The sequence below is a fragment of the Corallococcus sp. CA047B genome (assembly GCF_003612065.1).
GTDB lineage: Bacteria > Myxococcota > Myxococcia > Myxococcales > Myxococcaceae > Corallococcus > Corallococcus praedator.
Window position 1 is genome coordinate 1 of sequence record NZ_RAWD01000630.1, and the last position, 1,758, is coordinate 1,758.

2 protein-coding genes are annotated in these 1,758 nt (G+C 71.7%); both read left to right on the forward strand.

Annotated features, from left to right (window positions below):
* Positions 1–1,114 (forward strand): LysM peptidoglycan-binding domain-containing protein (locus D7X74_RS41765; protein ID WP_233602489.1); only part of this gene is annotated, 1,114 nt, incomplete at its 5' end.
* A 142-nt stretch (positions 1,115–1,256) separates the two neighbouring features.
* A partial coding sequence (locus D7X74_RS41770) for a DNA-processing protein DprA (RefSeq protein ID WP_199742022.1) occupies positions 1,257–1,758 on the forward strand: 502 nt, incomplete at its 3' end.

Here is a 1,758-nt window from a genome sequence, read left to right on the forward strand (position 1 = left end):
CGGTGAGACGGACGGCGAGGACATCTCCGACGACGCGCCGGAGCGCCCCACCGCCGTCACGGTGCCCCCCGGTGCCCCCCAGGGCCGCGAAAGCGCCCCCGGTCAGGTGCACACGGTGGAGGGTGGCGACACGCTGTGGGACCTGTCCCAGCGCTACCTGGGCAGCCCCTGGTACTGGCCCAAGGTCTGGTCCTACAACCCGCAGATCGCCAACCCGCACTGGATCTACCCGGGCAACAACGTGAAGTTCTTCCCCGGCGGCGAGGAAGTCCCGTCGCGCGTGGAGGCCGGCGACCTTCCTTCCGACGACGTGCAGGCGCCCCAGGACGTGAGCGGCGGCAGCCTGGTGTCGGTGGTGGGGAAGATCGGCTACGACCCGTCCACGTCCCGGCCGGTGACGACCAAGGGCTTCGTGACGGCGCGCGAGCTGGACGAGGCGGGCCGCATCGAGGGCTCCCCCTCCGAGGCGCTGATGCTGTCGGCCCCGGAGCGCGTGTACCTGCGCTTCAAGAAGAAGGGCGCCGCCAAGGTCGGTGACCGCTACGTCATCTTCCACACCGTGGAGCCGGTGAAGCACCCGGTGACGGGCGCCAAGGCGGGCTTCCTCACGGAGCTCTTGGGCACGGTGCAGGTCACCGCCATCAACGATGACGTGGTGACCGCGCGCATCATGGAGACCTGGGACCCCATCGAGCGTGGCAACTACGTGGGCCCCTCCAGCGAGCGGCTGTCGGAGCGCGTCGCTCCCAAGCCGAACTCCAAGGAGATCCCCGGCTACGTGCTGACGCCGATGACGCCGGGCCAGACGCTGATGGGCGAGCACCACTTCATCGTCGTGGACCGCGGCACCGCGGACGGCGTGCAGGTGGGCAACATCTTCACCATCGAGCGCAAGGGCGACCCCAGCCTCGACGTGCTCGGCCGCAGCGATACCAAGCCGGGCGAGGTCAAGAAGGGCCAGCGCGTCTACCCGTGGGAGGGCGTGGCCCAGTGCATGGTCACGGAAGTGCGTGAGCGCACCTCCAACTGCCTCCTCACCCGGTCCCTGGTGGAGATCTCCGCGGGCGACCGCGCCACCATGCGCAAGGACGGGGCCCCCACCGCCAGCCGCTAGGCGCGGGCCTCCGAACGGCAGGAAAGCTGCATTCCGGCCCGCCCTGGAGGGGCGGGCCGCTTGACCACCGATGTTCCGGTGTTATGTGTCACGCCCCTCCCGGTCCACCTCTATATAGGTGGGAAACAGGCGGGGGACGGGCATGACAGAGACCGACACGGGCACACCCACCGCAGAACGCCGCGCCTGCCTGGCGCTCTGGGCCATCCCTGGCCTGGGGCCCCGGACGTTGGCCGCCGTGCGTGCGTTCGCTGGAGGGGAGCTGGCCCGCCTCGCGTCCGCCCCGGTTCGGGACTGGGTGTCCGACGTTCCGGTGCCCGCACCCGTCCGTCAGCGCCTGGCGGCCGTCGCTTCGCTGGACGACGTGGCCTCGCGCGTGGAGTCCGCCTGCGACGTGGCGGGCATCCGGGTGGCCTTCGCGGGCTCGCCGGCCCATCCCGCCCGGCTGGTGGGGCTGGAGGACGCGCCGCCGCTCTTGTTCTACCGGGGTGAGCCTGGACCGCCCCGGCGGCGCCTGGCGATGGTGGGCAGCCGTCACCCCGACCAGGGCTTCCTGCCGTTCGCCCGCACGTTCGCCCGGAAGGTTTCGGAGGCGGGTGTGGGGGTGGTGTCGGGCGCGGCGGAGGGCGTGGACCGGGCGTGCC